The organism is Enterobacter cloacae complex sp. XAL002, assembly GCF_049236805.1.
In the GTDB taxonomy this organism is placed as follows: Bacteria; Pseudomonadota; Gammaproteobacteria; order Enterobacterales; family Enterobacteriaceae; genus Enterobacter; species Enterobacter intestinihominis.
Genome location: NZ_JBMKJN010000014.1, coordinates 18,783 through 38,805, shown reverse-complemented (window position 1 = coordinate 38,805; position 20,023 = coordinate 18,783). Strand labels below are relative to the sequence as shown.

Genomic DNA, 20,023 nt, shown 5'->3' with positions numbered 1-20,023 from the left:
GTAGGGGGAGAGATGACCACACTAGAGACGAACACCGCGCCGGTTGAGGCGAGCGGTGAGGGGACCCGCACGCCCGAAAAAGCGGTGCGCTGGGCCATCCCGTTGTCGCTGCTGGCCTGCGTGCTGCTGGCGTTTTTCGACAAAATCAGCATCGCGGCGCTCTTTTCGGATACCCATTTCCAGCAGGCGATGGGCATTGATTTCGACACCACGCGCCTCGGCATATTGATGAGCGCCTTCCTGCTGAGCTACGGCTTTTCGTCGGTATTTTTGAGCGGTTTAGGCGACAAAATCGCGCCGCTGCGCCTGCTCACCGGGATGATGGCTGTGTGGTGCGTGCTGATGGTGGCGATGGGCTTTACCCATAACTACACGCTGATGATCGTCCTGCGCATCCTGCTGGGCGTGGCGGAAGGGCCGCTGTTCCCGCTGGCTTTCGCCATCGTGCGCCACAACTTCCCGCAGCATTTACAGGCGCGCGCCACCATGCTGTGGCTGCTGGGCACACCGGTAGGGGCGGCAATTGGCTTCCCGCTCTCCCTCTGGCTGCTGAACACCTTCGGCTGGCAGAGCACCTTCTTTGTCATGGCCATGCTTACCGTGCCGGTGCTTATCTTTGTACGCATCGGCCTGCGCGGGATACGTCTGGAGGCTAAACCCGGCACCTCGCAGGCGTCTCAGGACGAGCGGCGCGCGGCGCGGCGCGAGCTGTTCGTCAGCCCGCACTTCTGGATCATCTGCATCTTTAACATCGCGTTCCTGACCTACCTGTGGGGCATCAACGGCTGGCTGCCGGGCTACCTGATCAAAGGCAAAGGCATTCACCTTGAGCATGCAGGCTGGCTGTCGTCGATGCCGTTCATCGCCATGCTGGCGGGGGAAGTGATTGGCGCGTGGCTCTCGGACAGGGTCGATAAGCGCGCGGCGGCCTGCTTTATCTCGATGGCGGGGGCGGCGGTGGGGCTGGCGGCGGTGATGCACCTCGATACCCCGCTCGCCGTCATCGCGGCGATGAGCTTCAGCACCTTTATGTGGGGCACCGGCGCGCCCAACATTTTCGCCCTGCTGGCGAAGGCCACCCATCCCCGGGTGAGCGCCACGGCGGGCGGCATTTTCAACGGGCTGGGAAACTTTGCAGGCGCGCTGTCGCCGGCGGTGATGGGCGCGCTTATCGCCTTCACCCACAGCATGGATTCCGGGCTGATTTTTCTGGCGGTGATGGCGGCGGTGGGCTGCGTCCTGTTACTGCCGCTGCTGAGACGTTACTGAGGAGAGTGTCATGACTGATTCAACCGTAACCCACAAAACGGGCATCAAACCTGACCATCTGACGATGGAAGAGTGGGTCGAGTCGCGCATCGCGCGCTTCGAAGGCCGTAAATACGACTGGAACGCGCTGAAGTTCCAGGCCGATTTTGACCCGAAATACCGCCGGGCGCAGATGCGCTACATCGGCACCGGCGCAACCGGCGTGGCGAACGACACCAATACCGTGCAGGCGGACCATTTTACCTTCTCCACCATGGTACTGCCGTCGAAGTGCGAAGGGCCGCTGCACCTGCACGACGACGTGGAAGAGGTGTTCTTCATGCTCAAGGGGCAGATCACGCTGATGATCCAGGACGGCGACAACTACACCGAAACCGTGCTGCGCGAGCGTGACCTGATCTCCGTCCCGCCGGGCATCTATCGCGGCCTGTTTAACCACGGGGAAGAAGAGGCGCTGATGTGCGTCATGCTGGGAACCAACAAGCCGGAAATCCCGACCTATCCGTCCGACCATCCGCTCTCGAAAGTGAAGCGGAACTAAGGGGGCGCCATGACGGGTTTTCGTGAACAGGGAAGCGGCATTCCGCTGATGCTGCTACACGGGATCAGCTCTGGCGCTGCGTCCTGGCACAAGCAGATGGCGCTGAACGGTTTTCGCGTGCTGGCGTGGGACATGCCCGGTTATGGCGAAAGCCCGATGCTGGCCGTCGCGCGGGCAAACGCGGGGGATTACGCCGACGCGCTGGCGGCGATGCTCGACCGCGCCGGTGTCTGGCAGGCGGTGCTGGTGGGCCATTCCCTGGGGGCACTGGTCGCAAGTGCCTTTGCGGCGAAGTTCCCGGATCGCGTCATTCATCTTGTACTGGCCGACGCTGCGCAGGGCTACGGCAATGCCGCGCCGGAGCAGCGGGAGCAGGTCTGGCGCAACCGCGAGCAGCAGATGGCGTTGGGCGGCGAAATCCTCGCCCAGACCCGTGCCGCGAAGCTGCTGCGCCCCGGCGCGCGCGCGGAAGATATCGCCACCGTCGCGGCGGGCATGCGCACGCTGCGCCCGGAAGGCTACCTTGCCGCCGCGTGGATGCTGGCGAATGACGACATTCACGGCTGGCTTAAACGATACTCCGGCACGTTTGAAGTCTGGTGCGGCGAGCAGGACGCGATAACGCAGCCCGAACTGGTGCAGGGGCTGGCGCTGCGCTACGGCATGCCGTTTACCGCCATTCCGCAGGCCGGGCACGCCAGCTATCTCGATAACGAAGTGTTTTTCAACCAACAGCTTTTACGCATTAACGAAGAGGTGCGCGATGAATGCACAAATTGACGGGCGCGTAGCGGTAGTCACCGGCGGTTCTTCTGGCATTGGCTTTGAAACGCTGCGCCTGCTGCTGGGTGAAGGGGCGAAAGTCGCCTTCTGCGGCCGTGACCCGGATCGGCTCGCCAGCGCCCATGCGACGCTGCAAAAAGAATTCCCCCACGGGGAGATTTTTTCTTACCGCTGCGACGTGCTGAACGCCGACGAGGTTCAGGCCTTTGCGGATGCGGTGCAGGCGCGCTTTGGCGCGGCGGACCTGCTGATCAACAACGCCGGGCAGGGCTACGTGGCGCACTTCCATGACACCCCGCGCGAGGCGTGGCTGCACGAGGCAGAGCTGAAGCTGTTTGGCGTCATCAATCCGGTGCAGGCGTTTCAGCCGCTGCTGGAGCAGTCAGACATTGCCTCTGTTACCTGCGTCAACTCCCTGCTGGCGCTACAGCCGGAGGAGCACATGATCGCTACCTCCGCTGCTCGTGCCGCGCTGCTGAACATGACGCTGACGCTCTCGAAAGAGCTGGTGGGTAAAGGCATTCGCGTCAATTCCATTTTGCTCGGCATGGTGGAGTCCGGCCAGTGGCAGCGCCGCTTTGAAAACCGGGCGGACAAAAGCCAGAGCTGGCCGGAGTGGACGGCGGATATCGCGCGCAAGCGCGGCATTCCAATGGCGCGCCTCGGCAGGCCGCAGGAGCCCGCGCAGGCGCTGCTGTTCCTCGCCTCGCCGCTGGCCTCGTTTACCACCGGCGCCGCGCTGGACGTTTCCGGCGGCTTCTGTCGCCATCTGTAAGGACGCATCATGAAAAAGGTAATGTTGATTGGTTTTGGTGCCATGGCGCAGGCGGTGATTGAGCGCCTGCCCGCCGGTGTGGCTATCGGCTGGATCGTGGCGCGCGCATCTCACCATGCCGCCATTCACGACCAGTTTGGCGATGCGGTCGAGGCGCTGACGTCGCCGATGGCGTGCGCGCAAACGCCGGATCTGGTGCTGGAATGCGCCAGCCAGCAGGCGGTGGCCCAGTACGGGGAAGAGATCCTGCGTCGCGGCTGGCATCTGGCCGTCATTTCCACCGGCGCGCTGGCGGACAGCGCGCTGGAGCAGCGTCTGCTCGCGGCGGGCGGAAAACTGACTCTGCTTTCCGGTGCAGTGGCCGGTATCGACGGGCTGGCGGCAGCGAAAGAGGGTGGGCTTGAGCGCGTCACCTATCAGTCGCGCAAAAGCCCGGCCAGCTGGCGCGGCAGCTATGCCGAGCAGCTTATCGATCTGAATGCGGTGTCAGAGGCAAAGGTCTTTTTTGAAGGCAGCGCCCGCGAGGCGGCGCGGCTGTTCCCGGCGAACGCCAACGTAGCGGCGACCGTGGCGCTCGGCGGCGTCGGGATGGATGACACCCGCGTGCAGCTGATGGTTGACCCGGCAACGAAACGTAACACCCACACGCTGCATGTCGAAGGATTATTCGGCGAGTTCCATCTGGAGCTGAGCGGGCTGCCGCTGGCGTCTAACCCTAAAACCTCCACCCTGGCGGCACTGAGCGCGGTGCGCGCCTGCCGCGAGCTGGCCCTGAGCTGAGGAGTGACGATGGACGATCTGAAGATTTTTATCGGCGGCCAGTGGCGACACGGCGGAGGTAACCCGATGCAGAGCCACTTCCCGGCAGACGGGTCGATCAATGCGACGCTGAACGCCGCCAGTCTGGATGACCTGGAGGAGGCGGTAGACGCCGGAGAGCGCGCCTGGCGCGATCCCGCCTGGCGTAACAGCCTGCCGCACGTGCGGGCGAAGATCCTGCACAAGGTGGCGGATCTTATTGAATCCCGTGTGGATGAACTGGCGCAGATGCAGAGCCGGGATAACGGCAAGCCGCTGGCGGAAGCGTGCGGGCTGGTGATGAGCGCGGCGGGAACGGCGCGCTACTTTGCCGCCGCCTGCGAGCTGCTGGAGGGTGAACTTCCGACACCGCGCCAGCCGGATCTGCTGACGCTGAGCCGCTACGAGCCCCTTGGCGTGGTGGCGGCCATCACGCCGTGGAACTCGCCGATTGCCAGCGAAATGCAGAAGGTCGCACCGGCGATTGCCGCCGGGAACGCGGTGATCCTCAAGCCCGCCGAAGCCACGCCGCTGATGGCGCTGGAGTTGGCGCGGATTTTTGAACAGGCCGGGCTGCCCGCCGGGCTGCTGAGCGTGCTGCCGGGCAAAGGCTCGGTGATTGGTGATGCGCTGGCGCGTCATCCTCGCGTGCGCAAAATTTCCTTTACCGGCGGAACCACTACGGGCCGTCATCTGGCGCACGTGGCGGCGGAAAAACTGATCCCGGCCTCGCTGGAGCTGGGCGGCAAATCGCCGACTATCGTGCTGGAGGATGCCGATATCGAACAGGCGGTGCGTGGGATCTGCTACGGCATTTTCAGCTCGGCAGGGCAGGCGTGCATCGCCGGATCGCGGCTGTTTATCCACGAGAGTATTTACGCCCCGCTGATGGCGAGGCTGCTGGAATTAACTCGCGGGCTGCGCGTCGGGCATCCGTTTACCGACGGCGTGCATGTAGGACCGCTGATCGGCGAGAAACATCGCCAGAGCGTGATCGAGTACGTCGAACTGGCGAAGCGGGAAGGGGGCCGCGTGCTGTGCGGCGGCGAGATCCCCGCCGATCCCGCTCTGGCAAACGGCAGCTTCTTCCAGCCAACCATTATCGAAGGGCTACACAACAGCGCCCGCGCATGTCAGGAAGAGATCTTCGGCCCGGTGCTGGTGGCGATGCCGTTTGGCGATGAAGCGGCGCTTATTCGCGAGGCGAACGACTCGGTTTACGGCCTGGCGGCGGGGATCTGGACGCGCGATACCGGGCGCGCCCTGCGTCTCAGCGAGCAGCTGGAGGCAGGCACGGTGTGGATCAACACCTACAAAGTTTTTGCGATTTCGACCCCGTTCGGGGGCTTTAAAGAGAGCGGTCTGGGCCGCGAGAAGGGTATCCAGGGGCTGAAAGCCTGGATGCAACAAAAGAGCATTTATCTGGCGACGGGTAACAGCGTCAACCACTGGTGCGACTGAGAAAGGGTGAGCAATGAGCGAAATGATAACCGTCGGCGACGCCATCGCCAGAACGCTGGAGCAGTATCAGGTTGAGGCCATCTACGGCGTCATCTCCATTCACAACCTGCCGATAGCGGATGCGGTTGGGCAGCGGGGCAATATCCGCTTTGTGCCCGCGCGCGGTGAAGCCGGTTCCGTCACCATGGCCGATGCCCACGGGCGCTTTTCCGGCCTCGGCGTGGCGCTGACCAGCACCGGCGCGGGGGCCGGGAACGCGGTAGGCGCGCTGGTGGAAGCGATGAATGCCTGCACGCCGCTGCTGCATTTAACCGGGCAGGTAGAGAAAGCCTGGCTGGACGCCGACACCGGGTTTATCCATGAAACCCGCGACCAGCTGACCTTCCTGAAGGCCAGCTCAAAACGGGCGTACCGTATCAGCAATGCGAATCAGGCGATAGCCATTCTGCATAAAGCCATCCAGGACGCGCAGACCCCGCCGTGCGGACCGGTTTCGGTGGAAATCCCGATTGATATTCAGGGCGCCAAAATTCCGCTGTCGCTGGTAACTGCCCCGGTCAAACCGGCATCGGTTCCAGCCGTGGATACCGGGATGGTTGACGCGCTGTGGGCGCAGCTCAAACAGGCGAAACAGCCGCTGCTGTGGCTGGGCGGCGGGGCGCTGGGAAGCGCTGAGGCGGTGAAAAAACTGGCGGATGCGGGCATCACCGTGATTTCCAGCACCCACGCGCGCGGCGTGCTGCCGGACGACCACCGCGCCAGCCTGCGGGCGTTCCACAACTCGCCGTCGGTGGAGGCGCTCATTGCGCAGTGTGATTTTACGCTGGTCGCCGGTTCACGTCTGCGCAGCAACGAAACCCGCTCCTGGACGCTTGAGCTGCCGTCCCCGTGCGTGCAGATTGATATCGACCCGGCGGCAGCCAGCCGTAACTACTTGATGGATAGCACGTTGATAGCCGATTGTTCAGCGCTGCTTGGCGCGCTGGCTAAAAAAGTGCAGGGCCGCGAGTGGGGCAACGCGCAGTGGGATATGCAGGTGCAGCAGGCGGTCGGGCAAGCTGAGCAGGGGCTGCGCGAGCAGTGCGGCGCCTATGCGAAGCTTAACGACGCCATAGAAAAAGCCCTGCCGAAAGACGGCCTGCTGGTGCGCGATATCACCGTGTCCGGCAGCCTGTGGGGTAGCCGCCTGTTCAGGGCTAACGGTCCGCTGCTGAACATTCACTCCCTCGCCGGGGCGATTGGTATGGGACTGCCGATGGCCATCGGCACCGCGATTGCTAACCCGCAGCGCAGGGTGGTGGGACTGGTGGGCGACGGCGGCCTGAGCCTCAATTTAGGCGAGCTGGCGACGCTGGCGCAGGAGAAAGCCAACGTGACGCTGCTCATCATGAACGACGGGGGCTACGGCGTAATGCGCGGTATTCAGGATAAATATTTTGGCGGGCGTCAGTATTATAACGAACTGCATACACCGGACTTTACCCTGCTGGCGCAGGCGATTGGCCTACAGGCCTGGAGCGTTGAGCGGGCTGAGGACTTTGATGCGGTGATGACGGAAGCGCTGGCGATGCCGGGGCCGTCGGTGGTGGAAGTGCGGATGGGGCAGATTGGCGCCCTGAAGTTTGCCGGGCCGCCACAGAAAACGCTGTACTGATTGAGCCTTGTTGCCCGGTAGCGCGGCGCGCACCGGGCCGAAGTTTTATTTAATTCCGTCTGCCGCCATGCGGTCACGGATATGCTGCGCGCGTTCAACGGAGGCCGGGTGATCGTCAAACATGGAGCTTTGACGGCCTTCCTCCAGTTTCGCCAGTTTTTCGAAGCTGGTGGCTAAACCCGATGGATTGATGCCGCGTTTGCGCAACAGATCGTAAGAGTAGTCATCCGCTTCCGACTCCTGACGCTGGGAGAACTGGGAGTTAACCAGTTTCTCACCCACGTCGCCCAGCTGCGACTGGGACAGGCTGCCGACAATGCCGCCCGCAGAGGCCGCCGCAGCACGCACGGCATTGGTGCCCAGCGCAACCTGCATCCCTTTCTTCACGTGACCGAGAGCAACGTGACCCATTTCATGGCCGATCACCGCTTCCACTTCGTTGTCGGTCATCATGTCCATCAGGCCGCTGTAAACGCGGATACAGCCGTTAGCCATCGCGAAGGCGTTGACGTCTTTCGCCATATACACCTTGTAGTTAACCGGCTGACCGTTAATGTTGTCGCCCAGCGCGGAAGCAATCTTGTTCAGACGCTGCGTGTAGGTGCTGTTTGCCGGGGCAAGCGTAGCTTTTCCATCCATATCCTTACAGGCCTCGTCGCTCAGCGCTTTCACCTGCGCATCGCTCAATGAGTAGGCCTGAAAAGCTTCTGCGCCTGAGGTCATCAGGCCGTTAGAATCCATATTCTGACAGCCGCTTAGCAGGAGCGTTGTTCCCACAGCCAGCCCAATTGCACGCATTTTCATGATGTTGCTTCCGTACTCGTTAATCTGAATTAATTCCGAAAAATGCACCGTCAACGAAGCCGGTGTCGGGCTAAGTATAAGGAATATCTACAGGGGCGGGCGAGTAGATTGCGCAACATGCGAGCATGATCCAGAGATTTCTTAAGCTGCAAAAGAATGGTCCATGTACATGCCCTGCGGCTTGGGTTACATTGTTGGCACTTTTTTCCGGCGTAGCCCAAAACGCGCTGTCGTCAAGGGCATGGCCTTTAACAGTCCGATCTGGAGTTAAAATGTCCTCACGTAAAGAGCTTGCTAATGCTATTCGTGCGCTGAGCATGGACGCAGTACAGAAAGCCAAATCCGGCCACCCGGGCGCCCCTATGGGCATGGCTGACATCGCCGAAGTCCTGTGGCGTGATTTCCTTAACCACAACCCGCAGAACCCGGCATGGGCAGACCGCGACCGTTTCGTGCTGTCTAACGGCCATGGCTCTATGCTGATCTACAGCCTGCTGCACCTCACTGGCTACGATCTGCCAATCGAAGAGCTGAAAAATTTCCGTCAGCTGCACTCCAAAACTCCAGGTCACCCGGAAGTGGGCTACACCGCTGGCGTTGAAACCACTACCGGTCCGCTGGGTCAGGGCATTGCGAATGCCGTGGGTATGGCGATTGCTGAGAAGACCCTGGCGGCACAGTTCAACCGTCCTGGCCACGACATCGTTGACCACTTCACCTATGCGTTCCTGGGCGACGGCTGCATGATGGAAGGCATTTCTCACGAAGTGTGCTCCCTGGCAGGCACCCTGAAGCTGGGTAAACTGGTTGCGTTCTACGACGACAACGGCATCTCCATCGACGGTCACGTTGAAGGCTGGTTCACTGACGACACCGCCGCACGTTTCGAAGCCTACGGCTGGCACGTTGTGCGCGGCGTTGATGGCCACGATGCTGACTCGATTAAACGTGCCGTAGAAGAAGCGCGCGCCGTGACCGACAAACCGTCCCTGCTGATGTGCAAAACCATCATCGGCTTCGGTTCTCCGAACAAAGCGGGCACTCACGACTCCCACGGCGCACCACTGGGCGACGCGGAAATCGCACTGACCCGTGAAGCGCTTGGCTGGAAACACCCTGCCTTCGAAATCCCATCTGAAATCTACGCGCAGTGGGATGCGAAAGAAGTGGGCCAGGCGAAAGAAGCGGCCTGGAACGAGAAGTTCGCGGCTTACGCGAAAGCCTTCCCACAGGAAGCGGCTGAATTCACCCGTCGTATGAAAGGTGACATGCCGTCTGACTTCGACGCGAAAGCGAACGAGTTCATTGCGAAGTTGCAGGCGAACCCGTCTAAAATCGCCAGCCGTAAAGCGTCTCAGAATGCGATCGAAGCGTTTGGTCCTCTGCTTCCAGAATTCCTCGGCGGCTCCGCTGACCTGGCGCCATCTAACCTGACCCTGTGGTCTGGCTCTAAGCCAATCAACGAAGACACTGCCGGTAACTACATCCATTATGGTGTACGTGAATTCGGTATGACCGCGATTGCCAACGGTATCGCTCTGCACGGTGGTTTCCTGCCGTACACCTCTACCTTCCTGATGTTCGTAGAGTATGCACGTAACGCCGTGCGTATGGCCGCGCTGATGAAACAGCGTCAGGTGATGGTCTACACCCACGACTCCATCGGTCTGGGCGAAGATGGTCCAACTCACCAGCCGGTAGAGCAGGTGGCTTCCCTGCGCGTGACCCCGAACATGAGCACATGGCGTCCATGTGACCAGGTTGAATCTGCGGTGGCGTGGAAATACGGCGTTGAGCGTCAGGACGGCCCGACTGCGCTGATCCTCTCCCGTCAGAACCTGGCGCAGCAGGAACGTACCCCAGAGCAGCTGGCAAACATCGCCCGCGGTGGTTACGTGCTGAAAGATTGCGCGGGCCAGCCTGAGCTGATCTTTATCGCGACCGGTTCTGAAGTTGAACTGGCCGTTGCCGCATGGGAAAAACTGACTGCTGAAGGCGTGAAAGCGCGCGTGGTTTCCATGCCGTCTACCGATGCGTTCGACAAGCAGGATGCCGCGTACCGCGAATCTGTACTGCCTAAAGCGGTCTCCGCTCGCGTGGCAGTGGAAGCGGGTATCGCTGATTACTGGTTCAAATACGTGGGTCTGAACGGCGCTATCGTCGGTATGACCACCTTCGGTGAATCTGCTCCGGCAGAGCTGCTGTTCGAAGAGTTCGGCTTCACCGTTGAGAACGTTGTCGCTAAAGCGAAAGAACTGCTGTAATTGCCGTTTTGCCCGGTGGCGCTAACGCTTACCGGGCCTACAAATGGCATAAAATGTAGGCCGGGTAAGCGTTAGCGCCGCCCGGCTTTTTTGTATGCACGATTCCTCAGACATGTAACTGCTCTGTAAGTTATTCCACCGAAAATGTGATGCAAGTCATATAGCTCGCTTATTCATCTGGACAGAGATTCCTTTTATTCCCCGATTCGCTTATTCTTGCTGAAGCGTTTCAGTCGATTAAATGTTCGACAATTGACCAATCAATCGCAGTTTGTGACAGCAAGGATTCCCCTTCGGGCGTCGCTGGATTACTCTTTCAGCCACCTCAAACTCAGGGATAGCTTTGCAGGAGATCTATGACCGTACGCGTAGCGATTAATGGCTTCGGTCGCATCGGGCGCAACGTGGTTCGTGCTTTATATGAATCCGGGCGTCGTGCGGAAATCACCGTGGTGGCAATCAATGAACTGGCGGATGCTGCGGGCATGGCGCATTTGTTGAAATATGACACCAGCCACGGTCGCTTTGCCTGGGACGTTCGCCAGGAAAGGGAACAGCTGTTCGTCGGTGACGATGCCATCCGCGTGCTGCATGAGAACAGTATTGAAGAGCTGCCCTGGCGCGAACTGGGTGTGGATGTGGTGCTGGACTGTACCGGCGTGTACGGTAACCGTGAACATGGCGAAGCGCATCTGAATGCTGGCGCGAAAAAAGTGCTGTTCTCCCATCCCGGCAGTCACGACCTCGACGCCACCGTCGTGTTTGGTGTCAACCAGCACGAGCTGCAGGCTGAACACCGCATTGTCTCCAACGCCTCCTGCACCACCAACTGCATTATTCCGGTCATTAAACTGTTAGACGATGCGTATGGCATTGAATCCGGTACCGTGACCACGATTCACTCCGCCATGCACGATCAGCAGGTTATCGACGCCTACCATCCGGATTTACGACGCACTCGCGCGGCGAGCCAGTCCATCATTCCGGTGGATACGAAACTGGCTGCCGGGATCACCCGTATTTTCCCGCAGTTTAACGACCGTTTCGAAGCGATTGCCGTGCGCGTCCCGACGATAAACGTCACCGCAATCGATCTTAGCGTGACGGTGAAAAAACCGGTAAAAGCCTGTGAAGTCAACCTGTTGCTGCAAAAAGCGGCACAGGGAGCATTTCATGGTATAGTTGACTATACGGAATTACCGTTGGTCTCAGTAGATTTTAACCACGACCCGCACAGTGCCATCGTGGATGGCACGCAGACGCGAGTCAGTGGTGCGCACCTCATCAAGACGCTGGTCTGGTGTGATAACGAATGGGGCTTTGCTAACCGAATGCTCGACACCACGTTAGCCATGGCCGCAAAAGGTTTCAGGTAGAGCGCACCTTGCGCTTGCAAAACTTTAAGAATCAACGAGAGGATTCACCATGTCTGTAATTAAGATGACCGATCTGGATCTGGCAGGTAAACGCGTTTTCATCCGTGCCGATCTGAACGTACCGGTTAAAGATGGCAAAGTGACCAGCGACGCGCGTATCCGTGCATCTCTGCCAACCATTGAACTGGCTCTGAAGCAGGGCGCTAAAGTGATGGTCACCTCCCACCTGGGCCGTCCAACTGAAGGCGAGTACAACGAAGAGTTCTCTCTGCTGCCGGTTGTTAATTACCTGAAAGACAAACTGTCCAACCCGGTTCGCCTGGTGAAAGATTACCTGGACGGCGTAGAAGTTGCTGAAGGTGAGCTGGTTGTTCTGGAAAACGTTCGCTTCAACAAAGGCGAAAAGAAAGACGACGAAACCCTGTCCAAAAAATACGCTGCGCTGTGCGACGTATTCGTGATGGATGCATTCGGTACGGCTCACCGTGCGCAGGCTTCTACCCACGGTATCGGTAAATTCGCAGACGTCGCCTGTGCAGGTCCACTGCTGGCTGACGAACTGGAAGCTCTGGGTAAAGCACTGAAAGAACCTGCTCGTCCGATGGTCGCTATCGTTGGTGGTTCTAAAGTTTCTACCAAACTGACCGTTCTGGATTCCCTGTCCAAAATCGCTGACCAGCTGATCGTTGGCGGTGGTATCGCGAACACCTTCGTTGCTGCGCAAGGCCACAACGTGGGTAAATCCCTTTACGAAGCGGATTTGGTTGACGAAGCCAAACGCCTGCTGAGCACCTGTGATATCCCGGTTCCAACTGACGTTCGCGTGACGACCGAGTTCTCCGAAACTGCTACCGCAACCCTTAAATCTGTTAATGACATCAAAGATGAAGAGCAGATTCTGGACCTGGGCGACGTTTCTGCACAGAAACTGGCTGAAATCCTGAAAAACGCAAAAACTATCCTGTGGAACGGTCCTGTCGGCGTGTTCGAATTCCCGAACTTCCGCAAAGGGACTGAAATCGTGGCTAACGCTATCGCAGACAGCGAAGCGTTCTCTATCGCAGGCGGTGGTGACACCCTGGCAGCTATCGACCTGTTCGGTATTGCTGACAAGATCTCCTACATCTCCACTGGTGGCGGCGCATTCCTCGAATTCGTGGAAGGCAAAGTCCTGCCAGCAGTAGCAATGCTCGAAGAGCGCGCTAAGAAGTAAGCCATTCAGGGGCAGGGAAACCTGCCCAATTTTCAGCGCGCTTATCAGAGCTCGCACCTTTTCTAACGGCCGAAGATACAGGACTAAGCAACATGTCTAAAATTTTTGATTTCGTAAAACCTGGCGTTATCACTGGTGATGACGTACAGAAAGTGTTCCAGGTAGCTAAAGAAAACAACTTCGCTCTGCCAGCAGTTAACTGCGTAGGTACCGACTCCATCAACGCCGTACTGGAAACCGCTGCAAAAGTTAAAGCACCGGTTATCGTTCAGTTCTCTAACGGCGGCGCTGCGTTCATCGCAGGTAAAGGCGTGAAAACTGACGTTCCTCAGGGCGCTGCTATCCTGGGTGCTATCTCTGGCGCACATCATGTTCACCAGATGGCTGAGCACTACGGTGTTCCGGTTATCCTGCACACTGACCACTGCGCGAAAAAACTGCTGCCATGGATCGACGGTCTGCTGGACGCAGGTGAAAAACACTTCGCAGCAACCGGTAAGCCACTGTTCTCTTCTCACATGATCGACCTGTCCGAAGAGTCTCTGGAAGAAAACATCGAGATCTGCTCTAAGTACCTGGCGCGTATGTCCAAAATGGGCATGACCCTGGAAATCGAACTGGGTTGCACCGGCGGTGAAGAAGACGGTGTGGACAACAGCCACATGGACGCTTCTGCTCTGTACACTCAGCCAGAAGACGTTGATTACGCTTACACCGAGCTGAGCAAAATCAGCCCACGCTTCACCATCGCAGCATCCTTCGGTAACGTGCACGGCGTGTACAAGCCAGGTAACGTGGTTCTGACCCCGACCATCCTGCGTGATTCTCAGGAATATGTGTCTAAGAAACACAACCTGCCGCACAACAGCCTGAACTTCGTCTTCCACGGCGGTTCCGGTTCTTCTGCTCAGGAAATCAAAGATTCCGTAAGCTACGGCGTAGTGAAAATGAACATCGATACCGACACCCAGTGGGCAACCTGGGACGGTATCCTGCAATACTACAAAACCAACGAAGCTTACCTGCAAGGTCAGCTGGGCAACCCGAAAGGCGAAGACCAGCCGAACAAGAAATACTACGATCCACGCGTATGGCTGCGCGCTGCCCAGACTTCTATGATTACTCGTCTGGAGCAGGCTTTCAAAGAACTGAACGCGGTTGACGTTCTGTAATTTGAACTGCTGACAGCACATCAGAAGGCCCGCAAATGCGGGCCTTTTTTTATGCTTTTTCAATATCCTGCAATACCTGATTTTGTGATCTGTTTGGCATTACCCGCTCTTTTTGTTTACCCTTTACTGACCTGCCTGTCCCCTTAAGGGATAGATTTTGTGTTTTGGTTTAGCAAAAGGAAGAATAAATGGAACAACTTGATGTTGTAGACAGCATCAATCACGCGGGTAACTGGCTGGTGCGCAACCAGGCGCTACTGCTGAGCTACGCTGTGAATATTGTTGCCGCTATTGCCATCATCATTGTCGGGATGATCGTGGCGCGTATCGTATCGAACGCGGTCAACCGGGTGATGGTTGCACGTCACATTGACGCCACGGTCGCCGATTTCCTCTCCGCGCTTGTGCGTTACGGCATCATCGCCTTTACGCTGATTGCGGCGCTGGGGCGTGTCGGCGTGCAGACGGCATCCGTCATCGCTGTGCTCGGTGCTGCCGGTCTGGCCATTGGTCTGGCATTACAGGGTTCGCTGTCGAACCTGGCGGCGGGCGTACTGCTGGTAACCTTCCGTCCGTTCCGTTCCGGTGAATACGTGGATTTAGGCGGGATCGCGGGTACCGTGTTGCAGGTACAGATTTTCTCTACCACTCTGCGTACTGTCGACGGTCGTATTGTGGTGGTACCGAACGGGAAAATCATTGCCGGCAATATCATTAACTTCTCCCGCGAGCCGGTGCGTCGTAACGAGCTGATCATCAGCGTGGCGTACGATTCCGATATCGATCAGGTGAAGTCTCTGATTACCAACATCATTGCTTCAGATGACCGTATTCTGAAGGACCGCGAGCAGACCGTTCGTCTGAATGAACTGGGCGCATCATCCATTAATTTTGTGGTGCGCATCTGGAGCAAAAGCAGCGATCTGCAAAACGTATACTGGGATGTGCTGGAGCGCATTAAGCGTGACTTCGATGCTAACGGCATCAGCTTCCCGTACCCGCAGATGGACGTAAACGTCAAAAAAGTCAAAGAAGCAGAGTAACGTCTCCGTAGGCCCGGTAAGCGTCAGCGACACCGGGCTTTTCTTTTATTAGCCTCGCTAATCCCCAATTAATATTATCCATTTCCTCTAATGTCGTTCCCGCAGTATAGTCTGCCCAAGGACAACTCTGCGAGAATTACGTTATGTTATCTTACTATTTTCAAGGGCTTGCGTTAGGTGCGGCCATGATCCTTCCCCTTGGTCCACAAAATGCGTTCGTGATGAATCAGGGCATCCGCCGTCAGTACCATCTGATGATTGCCCTGCTGTGCGCGGTGAGCGATCTGCTGCTGATTTGCGCCGGGATCTTTGGCGGCAGCGCCCTGTTGATGCAGTCGCCGTGGCTGCTGGCGCTGGTTACCTGGGGCGGCGTAGCGTTTCTGCTGTGGTACGGGTTTGGCGCCCTGAAAACGGCCATGAGCAGCAATCTTGAGCTGGCGAGCGCCGAAGTGATGAAGCAAGGGCGCTGGAAGATTATCGTCACCATGCTCGCCGTGACATGGCTTAACCCGCACGTTTATCTTGATACGTTCGTGGTGCTCGGCAGCCTGGGTGGACAGCTGGACGTTGAGCCGAAACGCTGGTTTGCGCTCGGTACGGTCAGCGCCTCCTTCCTCTGGTTCTTTGGTCTTGCGATCCTGGCGGCGTGGCTGGCGCCACGACTGCGTACCGCCAAAGCGCAGCGCATTATCAATACCCTGGTGGGGCTGGTGATGTGGTTTATTGCCTTCCAGCTGGCGAAAGAGGGCATTCATCACGTACAGGGATTGTTCAACTAAGCGTTGTCTTATGGACATCTGAACAAGACCCGCTAAGCTTGCTGGCATGAGCCCTGTTAACAGGGCACTCTTCGCAACATGGAGGAATGACAGTGAAGTTTAAGGTGATGGCCCTGGCGGCATTAGTAAGTTTAGGTGCGGTGTCGGTGCAGGCGAATGAACTGCCAAACGGCCCGCACATTGTCACTTCAGGTACGGCAAGCGTGGATGCGGTACCGGATGTTGCAACCCTGGCAATTGAAGTGAACGTGGCGGCGAAAGATGCTGCTTCCGCCAAGAAACAGGCAGACGATCGTGTTGCGCAATACCTCTCTTTCCTGGAACAGAACGGTGTCGCGAAAAAAGACATCAGCTCTGCGAACCTGCGTACTCAACCGGATTACGATTACCAGAACGGCAAAAGCATCCTGAAAGGCTATCGCGCCGTGCGTACTGTAGAAGTGACCGTGCGCCAGCTTGATAAGCTCAACGGATTGCTGGATGGTGCGCTGAAGGCAGGGCTGAACGAAATTCGTTCCGTCTCGCTGGGCGTTGCGCAACCGGAGAAGTATAAAGACGAAGCGCGTAAAGCGGCGATTGATGATGCAATTCATCAGGCACAGCAGCTGGCATCCGGCTTCAAGAGCAAGCTCGGTCCGGTTTACAGCGTGCGTTACCACGTCTCAAACTACCAGCCAAGCCCGATGGTGCGGATGATGAAAGCGGACGCCGCGCCGGTTTCTGCTCAGGAAACCTACGAGCAGCCAACCATTCAGTTCGACGATCAGGTTGATGTGGTGTTCCAGCTGGAGCCGACTGAAAAGCCAGCTCAGTAACCCGTAGGCCGGGTAAGGCGAAGCCGCCACCCGGCTTGTTTTTCAATCCTGTCTTAACACCTTATGCCCAAACGCCAGCAGCGCGTCGGTGACGTTGCGCATCATGCGGCTTTCCGGCGCAAAACGGTGCCAGTACAGCATCCGGCGCTGATACAGCCCCGGAGTTAAATCAATCAGCTCACCGCTTTTCAACTCTTTCTCAATCTGCAGATGCGGGATCATGCAGCAGGTGGTTCCCTGACGTGCAAGCTGCACGAAGGCTTCGGACGAGTTAACGATATGACACGGCACGCTGCCCGGCGGCAGATCGAAGTTTTGCTGCAGGAAGGCCTGATGCATATCGTCCAGATGGTCGAACGCGACGGCAGGCGCTTTCAGCAGCGCGGCGCGGGTCACACCGTTCGGGAAATAGCGCTCGGCAAAGGCTTTTGAACCGACGAAGAGGTAATCCAGCGCGCCCAACTGATCCACCAGACAGCTTGGCAGCGCCTGAGGCTGAATACTGACGGCACCAACCACTTCGCCGCGACGCAGGCGTTCCTGGGTGCGGGTTTCATCTTCAACCTGGAGATTCAGGCGGATAGGGGAGTCGGCCAGCACCGGCACAAGGGCCGGCAGCAGCCAGGTTGCCAGACTGTCGGCGTTCACCGCCAGCGACAGCAGCAGCGGCGTGGAGCCGGTCTGTTCATCGCCCAGCCACTCGTCTTCCAGCAGTTCAACCTGGCGCAGCAGGGCGAGGAGCTTTTGTCCTTGCTCCGTTGGACGCGGCGGTACGGTACGCACCAGCAGCGGCTGCCCGAACATGTTTTCAAGCTGTTTGATACGCTGTGATACGGCGGACTGGGTGATGCACAGCTTTTGCGCCGCGCGCTCAAAACCGCGTTCACGAATAACTGCATCAAGTGCCTGTAGTGTTCTGTAGTCCGGACGTTTCATTGCTCTGGCTGACTCCTTAATTTTGCTTAATCTGCACTATGACACAATTTTCCCTTCGTGGCAGACGAAATCCATTCGACGTGTTCTATAATGCGCCCTGAGTTTTCACACCACAGGCAAAACGATCATGACGCAGGATGAACTGAAAAAAGCAGTAGGATGGGCGGCTCTCCAGTACGTACAGCCGGGTACCATTGTCGGTGTTGGTACGGGATCGACGGCGGCGCACTTTATCGATGCGCTGGGCACGATGAAGGGGCAAATCGAGGGCGCGGTTTCGAGCTCCGATGCTTCCACGGAAAAGCTGAAAAGCCTCGGCATCACTGTTTTCGACCTCAACGAAGTGGACCGTCTGGGCATTTACGTTGATGGCGCGGATGAAATCAACGGCCACATGCAGATGATCAAAGGCGGTGGCGCGGCGCTGACCCGTGAAAAAATCATTGCCTCCGTGGCGGATAAGTTCATCTGCATCGCGGACGCCTCCAAGCAGGTCGACATTCTGGGGAGTTTCCCGCTGCCGGTTGAAGTGATCCCGATGGCGCGCAGTGCCGTGGCACGTCAACTGGTGAAGCTGGGCGGTCGTCCGGAATACCGTCAGGGTGTGGTGACCGACAACGGCAACGTGATCCTCGACGTTCACGGCCTTGAGATCCTTGATGCCATTGCGCTGGAAAATGCGATCAACGGCATTCCGGGCGTCGTTACCGTAGGGTTATTTGCCAACCGTGGCGCGGACGTGGCGCTGATCGGCACGGCTGACGGTGTAAAAACCATCGTAAAATGATCTGACGGGGGGAGCGCTCCCCCCGCTAAAAAATTTTGAAAAGCTAAATTCGGTGACTTGTGTCACGTTTTTCCGCCTCTTTTGCCGATCCTGCCGCGTTTGTAAATTTCCATAGCATTTTCCTCTGTCATTTTGCTCTGTATGACTTTTCTTCAGAGTGCCGACGCAAACGTTCATATTGCTGCAATAGTTTTTTTTGATATGTTGGCTGCACGGGATTTATATCCAGCACAACATCAGTTCAGATAAAAACAGGGTCGGGTAAATGGCAAAGGTATCACTGGAGAAAGACAAGATTAAATTCCTGCTGGTTGAAGGCGTGCACCAGAAAGCGCTCGATAGCCTTCGCGCTGCAGGTTACACCAACATCGAATTTCACAAAGGCGCGCTGGATACTGAAGAGCTGAAAGCGTCCATCCGTGATGCCCATTTCATTGGCCTGCGATCCCGTACCCAACTGACTGAAGACGTTATTGCTGCGGCGGAAAAGCTGGTGGCGATTGGCTGTTTCTGCATCGGCACCAATCAGGTTGATCTGAATGCCGCCGCAAAACGTGGTATCCCGGTCTTTAACGCGCCGTTCTCTAACACCCGTTCCGTGGCGGAGCTGGTGATTGGCGAGCTGCTGCTGCTCCTTCGCGGCATTCCGGAAGCTAACGCCAAAGCACACCGCGGCGTGTGGAATAAGCTGGCTGCGGGCTCCTACGAAGCGCGTGGTAAAAAGCTTGGGATTATCGGTTACGGCCACATCGGTACGCAGCTCGGTATTCTGGCGGAATCCCTTGGCATGCACGTGTTTTTCTACGATATCGAAAACAAACTGCCGCTGGGTAACGCGACGCAGGTGCAGCATCTTTCTGACCTGCTGAACATGAGCGACGTGGTCAGCCTGCACGTGCCGGAAAATGCGTCCACAAAAAACATGATGGGAGCGGAAGAGCTGGCGCTGATGAAGCCGGGCTCACTGCTGATCAACGCCGCGCGCGGTACGGTGGTCGATATTCCTGCGCTGTGCGATGCGCTGAAGTGTAAGCATCTGGCGGGTGCGGCGATTGACGTGTTCCCGACGGAACCGGCCACCAACAGCGATCCGTTCACCTCTCCGCTGTGCGAGTTCGACAACGTGATCCTGACGCCGCATATCGGGGGTTCTACTCAGGAAGCGCAGGAGAATATCGGCCTGGAAGTGGCGGGCAAGCTGAGCAAATATTCCGACAACGGTTCAACGCTCTCTGCGGTGAACTTCCCGGAAGTGTCTCTGCCGCTACACGGCGGGCGTCGTCTGCTGCACATTCACGAAAACCGTCCGGGCGTGCTGACTGCTATCAACCAGATCTTTGCCGAACAGGGCGTCAACATTGCCGCGCAGTATCTGCAAACGAACGCGCAGATGGGTTATGTGGTGATTGATATTGAAGCGGATGAAGACATTGCTGAGAAAGCATTGCAGAGCATGAAGGCCATTCCGGGGACGATTCGCGCGCGTCTGCTGTACTGATAGTGCGGTCTGTGGTGTCGGGTGGCGCTTACGCTTACCCGACCTGCAATGTTCG

At 57.9% G+C, this 20,023-nt stretch carries 18 protein-coding genes; 16 read left to right on the top strand and 2 right to left on the bottom strand.

Features of this window, described 5'->3' with window-relative positions:
• The first annotated feature begins 12 nt into the window (after nucleotides 1-12).
• From ACOT0L_RS14760 to ACOT0L_RS14730, 7 genes are read left to right on the top strand one after another with little or no spacing between them, the layout of a single operon-like run.
• On the top strand, nucleotides 13-1,269 hold the full coding sequence (locus ACOT0L_RS14760) for an MFS transporter (protein ID WP_022649340.1): 1,257 nt from the start codon (nucleotides 13-15) through the stop codon (nucleotides 1,267-1,269).
• A 10-nt stretch (nucleotides 1,270-1,279) separates the two neighbouring features.
• Nucleotides 1,280-1,810, top strand: a complete 531-nt coding sequence (locus ACOT0L_RS14755) for a cupin domain-containing protein (protein ID WP_022649339.1) — start codon at nucleotides 1,280-1,282, stop codon at nucleotides 1,808-1,810.
• Nucleotides 1,811-1,819: 9 nt separating this feature from the next.
• A complete protein-coding gene (locus ACOT0L_RS14750) occupies nucleotides 1,820-2,590 on the top strand; it encodes an alpha/beta fold hydrolase (protein WP_126503459.1) in 771 nt (256 codons plus the stop codon).
• Nucleotides 2,574-3,368 carry an SDR family oxidoreductase gene (locus ACOT0L_RS14745; RefSeq protein WP_126503457.1) on the top strand — a complete coding sequence of 265 codons (795 nt, stop codon included), beginning with the start codon at nucleotides 2,574-2,576 and terminating at the stop codon, nucleotides 3,366-3,368. The genes ACOT0L_RS14750 and ACOT0L_RS14745 overlap by 17 nt, the downstream gene beginning before the upstream one ends.
• 9 nt (nucleotides 3,369-3,377) lie before the next feature.
• Nucleotides 3,378-4,148 carry an aspartate dehydrogenase gene (locus ACOT0L_RS14740; RefSeq protein WP_023295404.1) on the top strand — a complete coding sequence of 257 codons (771 nt, stop codon included), beginning with the start codon at nucleotides 3,378-3,380 and terminating at the stop codon, nucleotides 4,146-4,148.
• 9 nt (nucleotides 4,149-4,157) lie between these two features.
• A complete protein-coding gene (locus ACOT0L_RS14735; RefSeq protein WP_063150138.1) occupies nucleotides 4,158-5,627 on the top strand; it encodes an aldehyde dehydrogenase in 1,470 nt (489 codons plus the stop codon).
• 13 nt (nucleotides 5,628-5,640) lie between these two features.
• Entirely contained in the window at nucleotides 5,641-7,281 is a 1,641-nt protein-coding gene (locus ACOT0L_RS14730; protein ID WP_022649334.1) for a thiamine pyrophosphate-binding protein, read from the top strand.
• Between the two features lie 45 nt (nucleotides 7,282-7,326).
• Here the strand turns inward: ACOT0L_RS14730 and ACOT0L_RS14725 are convergent, their stop codons facing one another.
• Nucleotides 7,327-8,085: a M48 family metallopeptidase gene (locus tag ACOT0L_RS14725; protein WP_003860073.1), complete on the bottom strand. Its 759-nt coding sequence runs from the start codon at nucleotides 8,083-8,085 to the stop codon at nucleotides 7,327-7,329.
• Nucleotides 8,086-8,357: 272 nt separating this feature from the next.
• On the opposite strand from ACOT0L_RS14725, the gene tkt reads away from it, so the two are divergent.
• The 7 genes from tkt to ACOT0L_RS14690 all read left to right on the top strand — a co-directional run bounded on the left by tkt (nucleotide 8,358) and on the right by ACOT0L_RS14690 (nucleotide 16,747).
• Complete coding sequence (gene tkt / locus ACOT0L_RS14720; protein WP_022649333.1) at nucleotides 8,358-10,349, top strand: transketolase; 1,992 nt, start codon at nucleotides 8,358-8,360, stop codon at nucleotides 10,347-10,349.
• A gap of 356 nt (nucleotides 10,350-10,705) precedes the next feature.
• The gene (gene epd / locus ACOT0L_RS14715) at nucleotides 10,706-11,725 is read left to right on the top strand and encodes an erythrose-4-phosphate dehydrogenase (protein WP_022649326.1); all 1,020 of its coding nucleotides are present in this window, start codon (nucleotides 10,706-10,708) and stop codon (nucleotides 11,723-11,725) included.
• A gap of 49 nt (nucleotides 11,726-11,774) precedes the next feature.
• Nucleotides 11,775-12,938: a phosphoglycerate kinase gene (gene pgk / locus ACOT0L_RS14710; RefSeq protein WP_368995062.1), complete on the top strand. Its 1,164-nt coding sequence runs from the start codon at nucleotides 11,775-11,777 to the stop codon at nucleotides 12,936-12,938.
• Between the two features lie 92 nt (nucleotides 12,939-13,030).
• A complete protein-coding gene (fbaA, locus tag ACOT0L_RS14705; RefSeq protein ID WP_017692704.1) occupies nucleotides 13,031-14,110 on the top strand; it encodes a class II fructose-bisphosphate aldolase in 1,080 nt (359 codons plus the stop codon).
• 188 nt (nucleotides 14,111-14,298) lie between these two features.
• Nucleotides 14,299-15,153, top strand: a complete 855-nt coding sequence (locus ACOT0L_RS14700; protein WP_022649325.1) for a small-conductance mechanosensitive channel MscS — start codon at nucleotides 14,299-14,301, stop codon at nucleotides 15,151-15,153.
• Nucleotides 15,154-15,296: 143 nt separating this feature from the next.
• Nucleotides 15,297-15,932 (top strand): arginine exporter ArgO, encoded by a 636-nt coding sequence (gene argO, locus ACOT0L_RS14695; RefSeq protein WP_003860085.1) that lies wholly within the window; start codon nucleotides 15,297-15,299, stop codon nucleotides 15,930-15,932.
• Between the two features lie 92 nt (nucleotides 15,933-16,024).
• Complete coding sequence (locus ACOT0L_RS14690) at nucleotides 16,025-16,747, top strand: oxidative stress defense protein (protein ID WP_022649323.1); 723 nt, start codon at nucleotides 16,025-16,027, stop codon at nucleotides 16,745-16,747.
• Nucleotides 16,748-16,789: 42 nt separating this feature from the next.
• Here ACOT0L_RS14690 and argP read toward each other — a convergent pair whose 3' ends face one another.
• Nucleotides 16,790-17,683, bottom strand: coding sequence for a DNA-binding transcriptional regulator ArgP (gene argP, locus ACOT0L_RS14685; RefSeq protein WP_126503455.1), 894 nt, complete (start codon nucleotides 17,681-17,683; stop codon nucleotides 16,790-16,792).
• Between the two features lie 127 nt (nucleotides 17,684-17,810).
• Here argP and rpiA point away from each other — a divergent pair, with 127 nt between their 5' ends.
• The gene (rpiA, locus tag ACOT0L_RS14680; RefSeq protein ID WP_022649322.1) at nucleotides 17,811-18,470 is read left to right on the top strand and encodes a ribose-5-phosphate isomerase RpiA; all 660 of its coding nucleotides are present in this window, start codon (nucleotides 17,811-17,813) and stop codon (nucleotides 18,468-18,470) included.
• 265 nt (nucleotides 18,471-18,735) lie between these two features.
• Nucleotides 18,736-19,968, top strand: coding sequence for a phosphoglycerate dehydrogenase (gene serA / locus ACOT0L_RS14675; protein ID WP_126503453.1), 1,233 nt, complete (start codon nucleotides 18,736-18,738; stop codon nucleotides 19,966-19,968).
• Nucleotides 19,969-20,023 lie beyond the last annotated feature (55 nt).